At 58.3% G+C, this 13902-nt stretch carries 14 protein-coding genes; 3 read left to right on the forward strand and 11 right to left on the reverse strand.

Annotated features, from left to right (window positions below):
* Window positions 1-11: 11 nt before the first annotated feature.
* The 5 genes from ACEN8E_RS11260 to ACEN8E_RS11280 form a co-directional block, all read right to left on the reverse strand.
* A complete protein-coding gene (locus ACEN8E_RS11260) occupies window positions 12-1385 on the reverse strand; it encodes a DUF1329 domain-containing protein (RefSeq protein WP_495592669.1) in 1374 nt (457 codons plus the stop codon).
* Window positions 1386-1580: 195 nt separating this feature from the next.
* Entirely contained in the window at window positions 1581-1994 is a 414-nt protein-coding gene (locus tag ACEN8E_RS11265; RefSeq protein WP_495592670.1) for a GFA family protein, read from the reverse strand.
* A gap of 8 nt (window positions 1995-2002) precedes the next feature.
* The gene (locus ACEN8E_RS11270; RefSeq protein ID WP_495592671.1) at window positions 2003-3403 is read right to left on the reverse strand and encodes an MFS transporter; all 1401 of its coding nucleotides are present in this window, start codon (window positions 3401-3403) and stop codon (window positions 2003-2005) included.
* A 71-nt stretch (window positions 3404-3474) separates the two neighbouring features.
* Window positions 3475-4473, reverse strand: coding sequence for a flavin reductase (locus ACEN8E_RS11275; protein WP_495592672.1), 999 nt, complete (start codon window positions 4471-4473; stop codon window positions 3475-3477).
* A gap of 66 nt (window positions 4474-4539) precedes the next feature.
* The gene (locus ACEN8E_RS11280; RefSeq protein WP_495592673.1) at window positions 4540-5601 is read right to left on the reverse strand and encodes an LLM class flavin-dependent oxidoreductase; all 1062 of its coding nucleotides are present in this window, start codon (window positions 5599-5601) and stop codon (window positions 4540-4542) included.
* A gap of 85 nt (window positions 5602-5686) precedes the next feature.
* On the opposite strand from ACEN8E_RS11280, the gene ACEN8E_RS11285 reads away from it, so the two are divergent.
* Window positions 5687-6610, forward strand: a complete 924-nt coding sequence (locus ACEN8E_RS11285; protein WP_495592674.1) for a LysR family transcriptional regulator — start codon at window positions 5687-5689, stop codon at window positions 6608-6610.
* A 262-nt stretch (window positions 6611-6872) separates the two neighbouring features.
* Here ACEN8E_RS11285 and ACEN8E_RS11290 read toward each other — a convergent pair whose 3' ends face one another.
* The 6 genes from ACEN8E_RS11290 to gltS form a co-directional block, all read right to left on the reverse strand.
* Complete coding sequence (locus ACEN8E_RS11290) at window positions 6873-7079, reverse strand: co-regulatory protein PtrA N-terminal domain-containing protein (RefSeq protein ID WP_495592675.1); 207 nt, start codon at window positions 7077-7079, stop codon at window positions 6873-6875.
* Between the two features lie 88 nt (window positions 7080-7167).
* A complete protein-coding gene (locus ACEN8E_RS11295) occupies window positions 7168-7815 on the reverse strand; it encodes a hypothetical protein (protein ID WP_495592676.1) in 648 nt (215 codons plus the stop codon).
* A 342-nt stretch (window positions 7816-8157) separates the two neighbouring features.
* Window positions 8158-8313: a hypothetical protein gene (locus ACEN8E_RS11300; protein ID WP_495592677.1), complete on the reverse strand. Its 156-nt coding sequence runs from the start codon at window positions 8311-8313 to the stop codon at window positions 8158-8160.
* Window positions 8314-8602: 289 nt separating this feature from the next.
* On the reverse strand, window positions 8603-10342 hold the full coding sequence (locus ACEN8E_RS11305) for a dipeptidase (protein ID WP_495592678.1): 1740 nt from the start codon (window positions 10340-10342) through the stop codon (window positions 8603-8605).
* A gap of 159 nt (window positions 10343-10501) precedes the next feature.
* A complete protein-coding gene (locus ACEN8E_RS11310) occupies window positions 10502-10819 on the reverse strand; it encodes a hypothetical protein (RefSeq protein ID WP_495592679.1) in 318 nt (105 codons plus the stop codon).
* 141 nt (window positions 10820-10960) lie between these two features.
* The gene (gene gltS, locus ACEN8E_RS11315; protein WP_429373436.1) at window positions 10961-12175 is read right to left on the reverse strand and encodes a sodium/glutamate symporter; all 1215 of its coding nucleotides are present in this window, start codon (window positions 12173-12175) and stop codon (window positions 10961-10963) included.
* Window positions 12176-12467: 292 nt separating this feature from the next.
* On the opposite strand from gltS, the gene ACEN8E_RS11320 reads away from it, so the two are divergent.
* The gene (locus ACEN8E_RS11320; RefSeq protein WP_495592680.1) at window positions 12468-12899 is read left to right on the forward strand and encodes a glycine zipper domain-containing protein; all 432 of its coding nucleotides are present in this window, start codon (window positions 12468-12470) and stop codon (window positions 12897-12899) included.
* A gap of 360 nt (window positions 12900-13259) precedes the next feature.
* Complete coding sequence (locus tag ACEN8E_RS11325) at window positions 13260-13832, forward strand: hypothetical protein (protein ID WP_495592681.1); 573 nt, start codon at window positions 13260-13262, stop codon at window positions 13830-13832.
* Window positions 13833-13902 lie beyond the last annotated feature (70 nt).

Consider the following 13902-nt stretch of genomic DNA (forward strand, 5'->3'; position numbering starts at 1 on the left):
CGGTTATGAGACTAACGCACGCCTGCCTGGCGTAACGCGGCGGGGGTGTAATTGTTCGCCGATGCGACGGCGCCGAATTCAATGCTGCGCTTTTCTTCGTTTTTCAGGCCCAGTACCGAATAGCGGCCGGACTGCAGGTCATAGAGGGCTTCAGCGGTATAGCCAGGCACTTGCTTGTGGTAGTACTGCTGGGCATGCCCTTCACCCACGCGCCACAGTTGGCCGCGTCCGTCGTAATGGTCCACTTCCGCCAGTTGCCAGGTGTCCTCATCGAAATACATGTGTCGTGTGGCGTAGATATGACGTTCGCCTGGCTTGACCTTGGCCACCACCTCCCAGACACGGTGCAGTTCGTAGCGGGTCAGGTCCTGGTTGATGTGTCCGGCCTTGAGGATGTCGGCGTACTTGAGCGTCGGTGAATCGAGTTTGTAGCTGTTGTATGGGATGTACAGTTCCTTCTTCCCGACAAGTTCCCAGGTGTACCGGTCAGGTGCGCCGTTGAACATGTCGTAGTTGTCCGTCGTGGCCAGGCCATCGGCGGCAGTGGCCGGGCCGTCATAGGCAACCTGTGGCGCACGGCGAACGCGGCGCTGTCCGGCGTTGTACAACCAGGCGTCACGGGGTTCCTTGACCTGATCGATGGTTTCGTGGATCAGCAACACGTTACCGGCCAGGCGGGCTGGTCCGGTTACACGCTGGATGAAGTAAAACAGGATGTTTTCGGCTTTGCTCTTGTCCAGGTCAGGCAGTTCACGAGGGTAGGAGATCTCGTCCTCCAGTTGGATCATGCTGAAAGACCCGTCAGTTTGCGGTTGGACGCGGGTTGCCAGGCGGTTGACGTTGCCGCCACGATAACGGGTCATGTGGTTCCACAGCACTTCGATGCCATTTTTGGGCACAGGGAAAGCGTAGTAACGGGTATCGGAAAAGCCGGTCAGGCCGTTGCCGCCATCAACTTCTTCAGTCTTCACCGCACTGCCCTTGATGACCGAATAGATGTCTGCTGGTACTGCCGCTGTGCGATGGGTGGGGTAGACCGGGATTTTGTAGCTGTCCGGGTAACGCTTGAACATCGCCAATTGGCCTGCAGACAGCTTGTCCCTGTACTTTTCGGCGGTGGCTGCCGTGATGACGAACAAGGGTTTTTCGTTGGCAAACGGGTCACTCAAAAAGCCTTTGCTGTCCACGGTGCCAGCCGTTGTTGGCAGACCTCCGGTCCAGGCCGGAATGCTGCCGTCGGCGTTTGCGGCCTTGACGCCACCCATTGGCGTCAGTGTCGTACCCAGCTGTGCGGCTTCCTCGGGAGACACCTTTGCCAAAACGGCCGTGGCCAGTAGCGAAAGCGCCAGGACGCCGGATTGCACAAGTATTTTTGTTGTTTTCATGTAGTCGCTCTCAAGTTTTGGAACCGCTCGGGAATGCACACCGGCGCGAGCGCAACAGCGTTGCGATCGGTTGGGGTGTCAGTTATGGGTACTGTCGAAGAATCATGTGCAGGGCCGCGTAATACGCGTCTTTGATCATGGCCGACTGCTCGTGCTCGATCGGCTTCGGCAGGCCCTCGGCCAGGTCCTGGTATTTCACTCGGTGGGTGCCTGTTCGAAGCATGGCAGTGAGCGGTCGATGACCACCCAGGGTTGTGCCGAGGCGCACCACAGGTGCAACTTCGGTGGGGTGTTGGCCGGTTCGGCCAGGGTGCCGGCCTTGACCGCTAGCACGCCGGGCATTGCGGTAATTTCCGAGTACAGCGCCGAGCCACACCGGGTGCAGAAGTAGCGGCGAACCGGCAGGCCGCTACCGCCGGCCTTGGCATAGCAGCCGAGGCCGGCGCCTTGGATCAGAAAGCCCTCAGCCTGCACCAACAGGTTGACCGAGAAGGCGCTGCCGGTCTGCTTCTGACAGTCGCTGCAATGGCAGACCGCTGTGGACAGCGGGGCGAGGTGGCTGGAGTAGTGGATACCGCCGCACAGGCAGCTGCCTTTGATCGTGTTCATGAGCGCTCTCATTGGTTGGAAGAGTTCAGGGGCGAGGTAGCGGGCTGCCATTGGCTGGCTCGCAGGGCGGTATGCTTGAAGCTGTGTCGGGCGCAGAGCAGCAGCGGGCAGGCAAGGGCGCAGGCGATCAGCGTGACGATCAGGATCGAGTAGCGAATGGCGAAGGGGTCGACCAGTACGTAGTCGGTGATGACGCCGATAGCCAGCGGGCCAATGCCAACACCGAGCAGATTCAGGACTCCGGTGAACAGGGCAATGAACTGTCCGCGCATCGGCGCGGGCGCTATTTCGACGATCAATGCCGGGCCGATGCCGAACAGGCAGACCCAAAGGGCGGCGGATAGGGCCAGGAACGGCAGCGCCAGCGGGGCGCTGGGCGCCAGCAGTAGCGGTGTGGCGAACAGCGGCAGAACCATGCTGGCGCTGATCGCCACACGCAGATTGCCATTGGCCACGCCGCGCCGGCGCCAGTATTCACCCAGCCAACTGGCACCGAGCACGCCGAGCGGCGAGCTGACGCACATGATCAGCCCCATCACGGTGCCGGCCTTGGCGTAAGTCCATCCGAACTCGCGGACCAGGTAGCTGGGGACCCAGGCGCCGCCGCCGTACACTGCGGCGTTATAGCAGCCCATACCGACCACAATGGCGACGAAGGTGCGTCGGTTGGTGCGCAAGAACGTCAGCACTTCATCCATTGGCACGCCTGGCGCCATTGAGGACCGCGTCGTCCGTCCGGCGCGATTCAGTCGTGGCTCCGGCACACCGAACATCAACAGCAGAACGATCAGGCCCGGCAGGCCGATCGACATCAATGTGGTTTGCCAGGGGGCCAGAGTGCCAAGCAAAGGCAGGGTCAGTGGATGGGCGCTGAAGTAACCCAGCACCAGGCCGGTGGCGAGTAAGCCACCGCCAACACCGACCGGGCCGCCGGCACCGAACACACCGAGGGCGCGGCCACGTTTGTGCGGCACGAACAGGTCGCTGATCAGCGATACGGCACCCGGCAGCAGAACGGCCTCGCCGACCGCCACACCAACGCGTGCCAGCAGCAGGTGCCAGAACTCACTGGCCAGGCCGCTGGCAGCGGTGGCCAGGCACCACAAGCCAATGCCGACAGTGATGATCAGACGTCGGTTGCCACGATCGATCAGGCGCGCGATCGGCAGGCCGGCCAATGCGTAGAAGGCGGCGAAGGTGAAGCCATGCAGCATGCCCATCCAGGCATCGTTGACGTGCAGCGATTGCTGGATCGGCCCGACCAGCAGGCTGAGGACCTGCCGGTCCATGATCGAGAAGACGTAGGCAAGCAGCAGCACGCCGAGGGCGTAATTGGCCTGGCCACGGCTGGGCAGCGTTCGTGCCGCGCAGGGTGTGGCCGTGACTTTGATGGTTGTTGTGCTCGTCATCGACGGTTACCTCTTTGGCTTGTTCTTGTCATCGAAGCCGCACAGCGCGCAGGTCGCCGCGCGGCGCTGCTTTAGCGTGCCGACGCGATGGCGTCGGGTTGCTGCCAGAGGTTGTTGTCCTGCCAGATGTTTTCCTTGCGCCAGTGCGCCGGCAGCTCGGTTCCGGTGTGCTGGATGACGCGGCCGATCAAGAGCTTGAGTTGCTGTGCCTCGTCGAAAGAGAGTGCTTGCAGAGCCGCCATCTCGGCGGCCTTGGCGAACGACAGCCACTGGATCGCCAATTGGCGCCCCTTGTCGGTGAACAGCACGCGATTGTCCGCAAGCGTCAGCAACTCCTTATGCAGCCAAAGCGCCAACTGATCTTCGGCCAGCACCTTGCCGGTGAACTCGAACAGTTGGAGCAGTTCGTCCAGCGTCCGGCCTTCGCTGAAACTGAGGATGCCCAACAGCTCGAAGTCCTGGTCCTGCATGCCCATCGCCTTCAGTTGCTGACGGATCGGCAATTGCAGTTGGTAATAGGCGCGACCGAGCAGGAAACCCAGCCAGTTCTCGCCGTAGATGACACTTTCCTGGCCATGCGCGGCGGCGGGCACCAGGCGTCGGTAGCCGCCGCTGTGGAACACCAGTGGCGCTTTGTCGAAGCGGTCGAAAGCCAGCACTTCACCGACCAGGATGATGTGGTCGCCACCCTCGTACTGATAAGTGGTTTTGCACTGGAAGCGCGCCGAGCAGCCGTCCAGTAGCGGAATATCGCTGGGGCCGCGTTGCAGGTCGAGACCAGTGAACTTGTCAGCACCGCTTTTGGCGAAGCGGTTGGACAATGGCTCCTGGTCAGTCGCCAGGATGTGCACGGCGAAGTGCGAGCCTTCAGTGAAGGCGTGCGCCGACGAGGAATCCTTGTTGATGCTCCACAGCACCATCGGCGGGTCGATCGATACCGAGTTGAAGCTGTTGGCGGTCAACCCGTAGTCCTGACCATCCGGGCCGCGGGTGGTGACGATGGTCACGCCGGTGGTAAAGGCACCAAGCGCCTGGCGGAACTGCTTGGGGTCGAAGTCAGAGGTATTCATCGACGGAAACTCCATTGCCGCCGGGCGTGCCGGCGACTGATTGTTATTGGACAGGAGTGCAGTGGCTCAGCGGTTGAGCAGCGGCATGACCAGGCGACCGAAGCGCTCGGCTTCTTCGTGGTGCGGGTAGCCGGACAGACAGAAACCGCTGCAACCGGCATCGACGAACGCCAGCAACTGGTCGGCGACCTGTTGTGGATTGCCCACCACGGCAATACCGGCACCGGGACGCACTTCGGTAATGCCGGTCCACAGGTGCGGCGTCATCTTGCGGCCGGCGGTTTTGGAGAGCTCTTTCATGCGTTGGTTGGCAACCGACTCGGCCATCATGGTTTTGACATGTTCGGTCCAGGTCGGATCGGCACCGTTGACCAAGGTATCTGCCGCGGCCCAGGCTTGCTCTTCAGTTTCCCGGCAGATGATCTGCAGGCGCATGGCGAATTCGATGGCTTCGCCGCGGCCGTATTTGGCAGCCCGCTCACGCATTTCCTTGATCTGTTCGGCAATGCGTTCCGGGTAGTCGCCCCAGAACAAGTGTACGGCGGAGTGTTTGGCGGAAATTTCTGCTGCATGCTCCGAACCACCGCCGAGGAAGAACGGCGGGTGGGGTTGCTGGAAGGGGGCTGGTATGACTTTCGGCCCGTGTGCCTGGTGGTACTTGCCTTGGTATTCCACGCCTTCCTCGGTCCATAGGCGTTTCATCAGCTCGACTTCTTCTTCCAGTTGCTCGTAGCGCTCTTCCTTGGAGGCGATCTGGCCCTCGGCGTAAGCATCTTTCTCGCTGAGGCCGGCGATCAGGTTGATGTAGATGCGGCCTTTGGACAGTTGGTCGAAGGTGGAGAACATCTTGGCCTGGGCGACCGGGTGGATGAAGCCGGGCTTCACCGCCACCAAGGCTTTCAGCTTCTGGGTGCGGGCGATGACGAAGGAGGCAGTCACCCAGGCATCCCAACAGAATGGGGTGACGGGGACCAGCACGTAGTCGAATCCTGCCTGTTCGGCGGCGACGGCTACCCGTTCAAAATGCTCAAGGGACTGCGGGATGCTTTTACCCGGATCGCTGAAGGCGGTGGTGTCGCCAATGGTTGGAATGAACCAACCCATCTGCAGGGATTTTTTATTGTTCATGCGTGGGCTCTTGTACCGAGGGAACGTTGGAGCCACTACAACAAAGCCTGTACAGTGATGGAAATGAATAGATAGAATTTAAGGTATGCACAACATAAATACCCGTACGCTCGACCTGAACCTGCTGGTGGTCTTCGCGACCCTCTGGGACACGCAGAACGCCACTCGTGCCGGCGAACGCCTGGCGCTCAGCCAGCCAGCGGTCAGCCATGCATTGCGACGGCTGCGCGAGCGTCTGGGCGACGAACTGTTCGTCACTGGACGCCATAACCTGGTGCCGACCGCGCGTGCGACCGAACTGATTGGTCCGGTGCGCGAAGCACTGAGCCGTCTGGACGAAGTGCTGCAAGGCTCTACGCCATTTGTGCCGGCAACGGCGCAGCGCAAGTTTCGAATTGCCTCCGGCGATTTCGTCGAATTCCTGATCCTGCCGCGTCTGATCCAGCACATCGCCCGTGAAGCACCCGGCGTGATGATCGAGGTGGTGCCGCTGCCGCCGAACAATGCCTTGCCTGCGTTACTGGAGAACGGCGAAATCGACCTGGTCATCAGCACGCCCATGAAGCTGGGTGCTGGTCTGCGCGAGGAGTCGATCACCACGGTTTCGTTGCTCACGCTGATCTGGCAGCGCGAGGGCTTGCCACCTGGACGCTTTCCGCTCGACCTCTACCTGGAGCGACCGCAAGTGATGATCGAGATGCACCAGCGGGAGGGCAACATTATCGACACAACCCTACAGGCCCAAGGGCTGGCTCGTCGTGTTGGCGTACTGGTGCAGAACTTCATGGCGATGCCGGTGATTGCCGCGCAAACAGGCTATATCTGCAATTTGCCGGGGCCAATTGCAGAGGCTTTTGCAGGGGTTTTCGGCCTGAGCTGCCACGAGCCGCCAGTCGACTTCCCGGAACCCGAATTGATTGCCTACTGGCACGCTCGATTCGATGCAGATCCAGGTTTGAAATGGTTGCGTGAGCTGATAAAGGATTGCGCGATCACTCGCCCTGAGTAAGGGATTAACATGAGTATGCACAGTGTGAATAAGTAAAATTCCAACGGTGCATTTTACTCATCTAACTAGTTGCTAGTTGCGCTTTTGACGTGAAGTAGCCCTTCGCGAAAGGCTGCTTGTGATTGTGGATTCAATTGGTCGGTGCGACAGGCGGATTCTGGTAACCAGGATCTGGTTCGAACCAGCGCCAGCAGCACCGTGGGTGCTGCATTTGAGGTTTGAGGCCGCACATTGCTGGCGGCCTCGGGGTGCGCTACAGCGATCAGCTGTTGGTGTGATCGGTCGCCTTGGCTTTGCTTTGAGCTACACCGGCTTCAGCCTTTTGTTTCTGGGCAACCTGGAAGGCTTCCATCGAGACTTTCCGGGCCGACTCCATGCGAGTGAAGGTACGATCACCGCCGCCGGTGGCCATTGCCAGGGAAGAAGCGGTCAGAGCGGCGGCTACGAAGAGAACTTTCATGGATTTCATTTGGGTTTCCTCAAGTGAGAACTTATAAATAGTTAATAAAGGTATTAATTGCTAAAGCAGAATTTACTTGTTCAGCCGGGCTTTACCATCAAGCCAGGGCGGCGTTTCTTGTTGTCCAGATATCTTGTTGAGCGCTGCCTTCGGTGCCTTTGTTTTTTGCATAGGCGGTGAGCGCTACCATCATCGCGAAACCACCGACGATGAGAACCGGATAGGCTGCCAGCAACTCGACCAGCGAGTATTTCCAGGCCAGCGGACGACCAACACCCAGCATGGCGGCATAGAACCACGACACGGCAGAGAGAGCGCCCGAGAACAGTGCGAGCATGCGCAGGTTGAAGGAAAGATTAAGTATCGAGCCGGCTTTTTTCAGCGCTGGCAATACTGCGCTATGCAACACGAAGCCGTTGAAGGTCAACAACACAACGATGCCGATTTTGGCTTGCAGTTTTGGATTGAGGAAATACTCCATCCCCTTGCCGGCATAATCGATCCCGACAATACCGATGCCGGTAATCCAAAGCGCCCAAAGTGCAAGTACTACGGTTTTTTGCAGGCTGTCCAAGTGCGCGTCATCTTGATGACCTGACGCATCTCCCTTCAGCAGTTGTTTGACCATTGCTACGTCACTGGTCAAGACCAGGCCGATTGCTACACAGCAGGCGATAAGGTGGAAGTACACAACGCCCAAACGAACATATTCCACGGCTGGCGAAGAAAGAAAACTAAGATCCATGGTTGCCTCTTTGTTTTAATAGTGAATCAACATGACGCTCGGCACGGATTAATTGAAATTTTCCGTTGCGGATGGCCGTCAATATCCACTCATTACTATTAATTAATCTGGCGGCATTACGCGGCCAGGATAAATGTGAGTTTCACGAATGAACTATTAGTCATTCGGCACTTCCATTTTCAGGTAACAAAAAACCTCAATCGCACTTGGTGCATATGAGGTTTAACTTCCGCTTCTGGGGGGTAGGTGAGGGTCAGAGCCCGTGTCACCTGCTGCGTATTCTGAACGGAAAAATCCGTGTGCGTTCATTTTTTGATCAAGTTTACTGACCAACGGCAGTGTTCATGGATAGTTGCACATTGCCAGCTTTGGCGGCGCAGCCCCCGTCGTAAACAGCTTTTCGGCGATTCGGGGGACAGGATAGAGCCCTGCTGATTTTTTCGTCTTTTTTTCCGGATTCCATGGGGAAAATCGGGGTGGCATGATCAAATCGGTCATGAAAATCCCCTTGGTTTTGTTAACCAGCCAGTTAAAAGCACTGCCTTTTTCCCTCGAAAAAAGCACACTCGCAGCGTTGCCTTAGTGGATGATTTTTTATTGTGGCCGACAGCAATCGACCAATGGCCAGATATTCGAGTTGTATTTCCAACAATCCTCGCACAGGCCTCAGGCCGCACCGAATTCCAGGCAACGAGCCATTGCTGGCTGACGGACGCTGCCACGATGGCAGTCGATGGTCATGACAGCTCAAGAATCGGACCCGCCAGGAGGGCGGGTCCGAGGGGGATCAGAGTTTCGGCAATTGCCCGACGCGACCCATCATCTCGGTCACGATCTGCAAGTCCAGCAGGAACTGTTCGGTGGTCTTGAACTCGTTGTCGTTGTGACCGGTGTATTTGACGTCCGGCATGGCCAAGCCGAATTGCACACCATTAGGCAGTTCGTGCACCGACGTGGCGCCGGCGGAGGTGCCGAACTTGTGCTCCATGCCGAGGTTTTCGCTGGCCGCCGCGAGCAGGGCCTTGACCCATGCGCCCTCGGGGTTGCGGTACATCGGTTCGGCAATCGACAGGTCGAAGGCCGGTGCGATCCCGGTCTTCTTGCTCCAGGTGTCCAGTTTTCCGGCGATTTCGGATTTGAGCGTTTCAGGTGATTTGCCCTTCGGCACACGCAGGTTCACCGCGAGCTTGAAGGCTTTGTCGTCCATCCCGACATAGGTCAGGGACGTGGTCAGCGGGCCCATGAACCCATCGGAAAATCCGACACCCAATTTGCCACCCAGGTAATCCAGCCCCCAATTGTCGGCGGCGTAGCGGGCAGCGTCAGTGATCTGGTTGTGCTTGAGCGCCACCTTGCCGTCAAGGCTATTGATGAAGTCGAGCATCCTGGCCACCGGGTTGACGCCGGATTCGGGCTCGGAGGAGTGGGCGGACACACCGGTAACTGTCAGTTTGACATCCTTGCCGTCGGCCCTGGCAGCCACCTCGAAGTTGCCACCGTTGCGCTTGGCATACTCGGTGCCGGCCTTTTGCAGGCTGGCGGCCAGTTCGGCGGGCTTGTCGGTTACCAGGGTCGCGACCGATGTCGACGGAATCTGGTTGGTGGCCAGGCCACCGGTCATTGCGGTGATCTCCGCGCCCTGGCCTCGAGCGTTGCGCCTGGCGAAGCTGGCCATGACGGTGCCATAGCCTTTCTCGGCGATCACCACCGGGTAGCCGCCATCCAGCGCCAGGTTGTAGTTGGGGGTCGGGTTGCGTTCGAAGTAATAGGGGATGGCATCGCCCGTGGTCTCTTCGGTGGTGTCGACCAGCAGCTTGAAGTTTCTGGCCAGCGGCAGCTTCTCTTCCTTGATGATCTTCATGGCGTAGAGCGCTACCACGATGCCGTTCTTGTCATCCTCGGTGCCGCGGCCATACATGCGATCGCCGACCAGGGTGACCTTGAATGGGTCGAGGCGAGTGCCGTCCTGCAGCACCCAGTTCTCTGGCGTCACTGGCACCACATCGGCATGGGCGTGAATGCCTACGACTTCCTCACCGGAGCCTTCCAGGGAGATCTCATAGACGCGGTTGTCGATGTTGCGAAAGTCCAGGTTGAACGCCTGGGCGAGGCCCTTGATCTTCTCGGCAATCCTGATGAATTCGGGATTGTCGTGCTGGGCAATGCCGTCCACGCGCACGGTCGGGATGGCCACCAGCTCCTTCAAGGTTTCGGTGGCCGCGCTGCCGTATTTCATTCGGGCATAGAGGCCAAGCAAGCGATGGATCTGGTTCTGCTGCTCAGCGGTAAGCGACTTGTTGTCGAGGAACGCATGGATCGCCGGGCCGAGGTCGTCGGTTTTGGCGATATCGCTCTTGGCCAAACCTTCCAGGAACTGCCTGAAATCCTTGACCGACGCATCACTGAAGGCTTTGAGGATGGTCGCGCTCTGTTGCGGGGTGATGTTGGCGTGGGCGACGGTGGTGAACGATGTAAGGCTGGCGAGCATGAGGCTGGTCGCAGCCAGGTGCTTGAGTGAAAAATCCATTGTTGGGGCATTCCTTTGCAGGTGGTTTGTAAGAAATATCTGATCGTTTGATCAGAAACATTTGCAAACTAACACCACGAGCACGTGAAACGGGAGCCCCTGAAGTAGGATCTGTCGCACAGAAATGCAAAAGCGACGCAGAAACGACAAACCGCTCTATCAATGCTTACATTCCGAGAACACCACTTTGCAGGTACCCGGCGTGCCGCCGGATCGGCCGGAATAACGTATGCAATTACTCAGGGATTTCTGGCGGGCGGTGGCCAGGTTATCACCCCAGGCGAGGCCACCCTCGCCGACGGTGGGGAGTGCCTTGGCAAAGCAGACTGAGCCGCTGTTTGAAGCTGGAACTGGAACTGGAGCTGGAGCCGTAGCCGTGCTGGCTTTGCCTGAACATCCGGCCAGCAGCGCCAGGTTGGCGGCGAGCAGGGAAAACAGGATCCATGACGAGCGTCTGCGCGCAATTTGTCTTGTCATCCCGGTTCCCCTGTCTCAAGAGGCGTGCTGGAGGTCGTACCTATTCAGATTAGGCCCCTGTCAGCACATCTTCCACCTGCGCAAGGTTCTGTCTCAATCAATAGAATCATGTGTTTTGGCGTTAGTGCTATCCGATTGGCGCTATAGACCACTGAACATACTGATGATCACGGCATTGACCAGGTCAATGAAAAAGCCACACACCAGCGGCACGATCAGGAAGGCCTGGTGGGCCGCACCGTACTTTTGCGTCACGGTCGACATGTTGACGATGGCCGTGGCCGTGGAGCCGAGGGCAATCCCGCCGAATCCGGAAGCAATCACGCTGGCTTCGTAATTGCGCCCCATGCAGCGGAACACCACAAAATACGTATAGAGGACTGTCAGCAGAATCTGCAGGGTCAATGCGCACAGAATGAACATCAACGCGCCGCTGAGTTGCCATAGCTGGAGCCCCATCAGGGCCATGGTCAAGAACATGCCAAGGCAGATATCGGAGATCAGCGACAGGCCCAGGCTGGCACCGCTCCAGGTTTTCAGTCGTTGATCGCCGACAAAGGCCAGAACGAGGTGGTGAATGACGATGCCTGCGAACAGGCAACTGACAAATTTCGGCAAGGTGACGCCGGCTTCGACCAGCAGCAGGTTGAGTCCATAGCCGAGCATCAGGGTCAGGTTGAGCCACATCCAGGCCCAGAGCACGTCGTAGTAGTCCAGTGGCTTGCTCTGTTGTTGCTCGAGAATGCCGACTTCCAGGTCGGCATCCCGGGACGGTGTCAGTTGATAGCGGCGTATCAGTCGGTTGGCGATAGGGCCGCCAATGACGCACGCGGCAATCAGGCCGACGGTGTTGCTGGCGATGCCCAGTTCGTGCGCGTTACCGATGCCCAGTTTTTCCACGAACAGCGGCGCCCAGGCCAGGGTGGTGCCCACCCCGCCCGTGAGGGAAATGGAGCCCACCATCAAGCCGGCCTTGGGATCAAGCCCAAAGGCCTCGGCCACACCCATGCCCAGCGAGTTCTGCAGGAGAATGAACACCGCGGCGAGTAACAACAGGATCAGCAGCGGGCGCCCCCCCTTGAGCAGTTGGCGCATGTCCGATTTCAAGCCAATGCCGGCAAAGAAATAGAGCAGCAGGGTGTCGCGAACCTGCAGATCGAATTCGATCTGGATATTCAGGCCGAAGTACAGCAAGGACGTAACCGCCGCACAGACGAAGCCGCCGACGACCGATTCGGGGATGCAGTATTGACGCAGAAAGGCGTTGTGCTGGACGAGGGTTTTGCCGAGGAAAAGCAGGAGGATGGCAAGGGTGAAACTCACGAGGCCGTGAACTTGCAAGAGCTGTGAAGTCATTTAAGGCCTACCTAAAAACCGGGAAATCATTATCAGGATTCGGTCAGTCAATGTTTAGACCTGTGTCAATGAATCGGTCGATACAGCAAATGCAGCCTTGCTTGTCCAGATAGTTGCTCAATCACCAAGTACATCTGTGCGCCAGGAATGAGGACAGCCTAGCCTAATTGGAAAAAGGCGATTGCGTTGGCATAGGCCGCATCCAAATGAATGCACAACCGGAAAAGTGTTGACCTGACGGTTTCGTACCAACAGACTTTTGCCCTCTTGTGTATATATAAAGGTCTGTTTGATGCGTAAGTCATTCTCCGTCGTAGCGTTAAGTCTTCTTGTATCGCAGTACTCCCTCGCTGGCGAAGCCACCAACACGGCTATTGGTGGCGGTGTTGGCGGCGCCCTTGGAAGTGTGGTCGGTCAGGCCATGGGAGGTAGTACCGGTGCCGCGATCGGAGCCGGTGTAGGCGGCGCGGCTGGAGGCGCAATGACGGCGAAGAGCGGCAAGAAGACTGAATCGGCTATTGGTGGCGGTCTCGGTGCAGCGGGTGGTCAAGTCATCGGCAACAGTGTCGGCGGTTCCACCGGTGGCTTGATCGGCGCCGGACTGGGCGGCGCGGCAGGTGGTGCTATCGGCAACAATATGGCCGATGACGACGACCACCACAGCTCCGATAACAAGCACAAGAATAAATACAAGCATAAACATAAAAACAAGCATGACGACTGATGCCTGAGTCGAGACGCCGCAATTGAAAGTGTCTGGTCCTGAAACAGGATTACACCTGTTTCAGCCTCTGAACGCCCGATGCACCGCATCGGGCGTTTTGCATTTCAGAACGGGATTTTCCGGAGCGAATGGATGCGCCTTGGCTCCAGTCCTGCCACCCACGGCGCGGTCCGGCGCCCCGGCTACATTCATTCGCCTCGGCAATGACATATCTCTATGTGTGAAGACTCTTGCATGGCCGTCAGTGCGGCACACGCTGAGGGGGAGATGCCTTGAAAATGCAATTGCTAATTTGTATCATTCGTTTTCAAATTAGCGAAGCAAGGAACGCAGCGCCCAAACAATAATAAGGTCAAGGCAATGCTCAAAATGCTTCTCGTATACGGTCATCTGCTTGCTACGTGTATTGCCCTGGGGAGGGTGTTGCAGGCGGATCACAAGCTTTGGAACTGGCGCAAGGAAACACTGGACCAGGCGCGGCTTGAGTACCTTGATGAAACCCGGAGGATCGTCAGCCTCGCCCTGCTGGCCCTTTGGGCAAGCGGATTGATGCTGGTGCTCCAGGGGTACCTCAATGAAGGCGACGCGTATCTGCTCAATCAAAAACTCTGGGCCAAGGTGACTGTCGTCGTGGTGCTTAGCCTGAACGGCGCATTGTTGCATCGAATCGGTTTCCCCCTGCTGCAAAAGGCCCCATTCGTCGTGCTACGCAGTGCGGGCCGCATGCGGCTCGCCTTGTTGGGCGCACTTTCCATGAGCGGTTGGCTATTCGCCGCGTTCCTGGGGGTGGCTCGAGCCTGGAATCACGTGTTGCCTTACTTGCACGTGATGGGGGCATTTGCCGCATTCTCGTTACTGGCTTGCTGCGTGGCACTAGCAGTCGCCAGCAGGGCGGGCAGTGTTGGTGCGCAAGAAACCTCGGTCCCGGGATAGCTGTCAATGACGTGCGGCCGGTAGTACTACCGGCCCGTTCCGGTGTTGCCCCAGCCGCCGTCACATCTCG

Source organism: Pseudomonas sp. Pseusp9 (genome assembly GCF_059491265.1).